The organism is Actinomycetota bacterium, assembly GCA_030774015.1.
Lineage (GTDB): Bacteria > Actinomycetota > UBA4738 > UBA4738 > JACQTL01 > JALYLZ01.
In genome coordinates this window covers 1-3,067 of record JALYLZ010000002.1, presented here as the reverse complement: position 1 = coordinate 3,067, position 3,067 = coordinate 1, and the positions used below count along the sequence as shown (strand labels likewise).

The 3,067-nt window shown below is 66.7% G+C and carries 2 protein-coding genes and 2 pseudogenes; 2 read left to right on the top strand and 2 right to left on the bottom strand.

Features of this window, described 5'->3' with window-relative positions:
- Together M3Q23_00080 and M3Q23_00075 are read left to right on the top strand one after the other, a co-directional pair.
- Positions 1-128: pseudogene (locus M3Q23_00080) on the top strand (IS256 family transposase).
- An 86-nt stretch (positions 129-214) separates the two neighbouring features.
- Positions 215-1,393: pseudogene (locus tag M3Q23_00075) on the top strand (ISAzo13 family transposase).
- Between the two features lie 269 nt (positions 1,394-1,662).
- Here M3Q23_00075 and M3Q23_00070 read toward each other — a convergent pair.
- Together M3Q23_00070 and M3Q23_00065 are read right to left on the bottom strand one after the other, a co-directional pair.
- A complete protein-coding gene (locus tag M3Q23_00070; protein MDP9340515.1) occupies positions 1,663-2,220 on the bottom strand; it encodes an RES family NAD+ phosphorylase in 558 nt (185 codons plus the stop codon).
- A gap of 5 nt (positions 2,221-2,225) precedes the next feature.
- Positions 2,226-2,552, bottom strand: a complete 327-nt coding sequence (locus M3Q23_00065) for a DUF2384 domain-containing protein (protein MDP9340514.1) — start codon at positions 2,550-2,552, stop codon at positions 2,226-2,228.
- Between the last annotated feature and the right edge of the window lie 515 nt (positions 2,553-3,067).

Sequence of the window (3,067 nt, the reverse complement as noted above, 5' to 3'; positions counted from 1 at the left end):
ACGTGTACTGCTGGGTCGACGGCGTCCACTTCACCGTCCGCCTGGGAGACGACGACCGGCTGTGTGTGCTGGTCATGGTGGGGGTCCGCACCGACGGGACCAAGGAGCTCGTGGCGATCTCCGACGGTTAGGACTCGGAACGGAATAAGCTGATTGGTAAGTGATTCCGGTGTAGCCTGTCCGCGTGGCGGCACCCGAGCTGGCTGTGGGCGAGATGGTCAAGGTGCTTGCCCCGCACCTGGACGAGCGTCAGCGTCGGCTGCTGGCCGGGGCCGGGGCGCGGGCGTTGGGCCGTGGGGGTCTGGCCGCCGTGGTCCGGGTCACCGGGATGTCTCCCAACACGGTGCGCAAGGGCCGGGCGGAGCTGGACCAGGGCGCGGCGTCCCAGGGTCGGGTCCGCGGTCCGGGTGGTGGGCGTAAACGGGTCACCGACAAGGATCCCGGACTGCTCGGCGCGCTGGATGCCCTGGTCGATCCGGAGACCCGGGGCGATCCGGAGTCGCCCCTGCGGTGGACGACGAAGTCGACCCGAACCCTGGCCGGGGCCCTCGCCGCTCAAGGGCATCCGGTGAGCCACGTCCGGGTCGGGGAGCTGCTGCACACCCTGGGCTACAGCCTGCAGGCCAACGCCAAGGTGACCGAGGGGAAGCAGCACCCGGACCGGGACGCCCAGTTCCGCCACATCAACCGGACGGTGCGCCGGTTCCTCAGTACGGGCGACCCGGTGATCAGCGTCGACACCAAGAAGAAGGAGCTCATCGGGGCCGATCCCGGCTACAAGAACGCGGGCCGGGAGTGGCAGCCCACGGGGGAGCCGGTGCCGGTGGGGATACATGACTTCCCCGACCCCACCGTCCCCAAGGCGGTTCCCTACGGCATCTACGACGTGGCGGCGAACGCCGGATGGGTGTCGGTCGGCTCGGACGGGGACACCGCCAGCTTCGCCGTGGCCACCCTGCGCCGGTGGTGGGGCCAGGTCGGCGCCGGGGCGTACCCGAAGGCCCCACGCCTGCTCATCTGCGCCGACGCCGGTGGGTCCAACGGCTACCGGGTGCGGCTGTGGAAGCTCGAACTGTCCACCCTCGTCGCCGAGACCGGCCTGGCCATCACGGTGTGCCACTTCCCGCCCGGTACCAGCAAGTGGAACAAGATCGAGCACCGCCTGTTCTCGGCGATCACCGCCAACTGGCGAGGCCGTCCCCTGACGAGCCACGAGGTGGTGGTGGAGCTCATCGGCGCCACCACCACCCGGACCGGGTTGACCGTGCACGCTGAAGCCGACACCAACAGCTACCCTCGAGGGGTCAAGGTCAGCGATGAGGAGATGGCCGCGATCGGCCCGCGCATCAAGGGGCACACGTTCCATGGTGAGTGGAACTACACGATCGTCCCGCCGTCGGCCGCCGGCTAACTACAGTCATGTAATTCCCTTCCGGACCCTTAGAGCCTTCCTGAGCTTGCCCGAAGCGGGCCTTGGCGCCCGCGGCGGGCCGTCGTGGTGGCGGTGGCATGTCCGACGCCTTCACACCTCCCGAGAAATAGCCTCCGACCGTAAACGGCGTCCTTGGCTTCGTCCGACGTTCGCGCCGCCGAATTCTCATTCGGGCGTTCCCCAGGCAGAAGTGGCCGCTGGCGGCAGGTGGGTCTTGCCCCAGAATCGACTCAACGTGCCTCGCTCCAGGGCAGCGGGGGAAGCGTTTCCCACGTTTCATGATCCAGCGGCTCCAGGAACGAGCCGGCTCTCAGGCGATCCGTGAAGACCGCGAGGGTATGCCCGATTCCCGTCGCGGATGGCGCGAGAAGCGCCTCGAAGCCGGCGTAGTGAGCAGCATCGCCCACGGCCTGGCACGAGCCGGCGTCGTCCGACGTCAGTATCGCCTGCGTGAGTCCGAGAGCCTCCATAGCCGAATCCTCCCGCAAGTCCAGCACATCCCGCAGTTCCACGCGGAAGCGATAGAGCAACCGAGGTAGCAGGTTCTCTGGCGGGGAGCCCTCTCGGCGAGCCCTGCGATAGAACTCCCCGACGACGCTCTCTCGTTCGAGGGCGAGATACAGGACGGGGAAGGAGTCCGGTGGGTTCCAGCGGCCACCCTGGATCCGAACGCCCTCGCCTCCTCGGGGCTGGTAGCCGGGCGCGACGTGCCGGAATGCTTCTCTTTCGAAACGGATCCGCGGGAGGCCATCGACGATCTGGATGAGCCCTCGGTCCGCTGGGGGCATCAGGGTCAGACGAACACACCTTCACCGAGCGCATCGATCGCGCCAAGGACCTCGCGGTACTTGCCCTCACGCAGAAGATCCGCCGGCTTGTGATGTGAGAGGAGAGGGTTCGGTGTGAAGAGCCAGTCATGAGCGGGCTCTGGCCGCAGGACACGCGACAGAAGCTCGAGCACTGCCAGGAACTCGAGCAGGCGCTCTCTGGCATCGTGGCGGGGAGCCGCTTCCTCTCGAAGCCACCTGGCCACCGTTCGAGGACTCGCCCGCAAGACACGAGCCGCCTGCTTCTGGTCGAGGTCTGTCCTCTTGAGTGCCGAGTCGAGACGGTCGATCAACCCAACAGGCACGAGACAGTCCCCCTTCTACAGAATGACAGTCTTGTAATTGTCACTCGCTGTGTCCTATAGTATGGCACGTGAACGACCTGGCCGCGGTCCCAACGGCGGAAATGGCATTCTGGCCAAGATTGAGCACCTACGAGGGCCGGGCAGTCGAGCAGGCGCTTGCTCCGCCGTCGCTCCTCGATCCGGGTCTTCGTCTCCTGGGAGCGGTCGTTGAGGCAAGTTATGCGGCGACGAATCCTCCCCTTCTGGAGCGGCTGCGCGAAGACAGCAGTTCCTACATGATCGATCCACAAGCGGTTCGGTTCGTTGCCCCAGGCTTCCTTGACGTCAAGGTTCTCCGGGAGCTTCCCTACGCGCCCGGGGAGCCCCTCAGTCCCAGTTCGGCTCCTCGCTATTTCGTGTGGGCTGACGCCATGTCCAGCTTCCCTGCGATGAGGTAGGTCATGGCGATGAGGTTGGTCTTGGTGCGGTACCCGCGAGCCCGCCGCTTCGCCGCCTGCACGAGC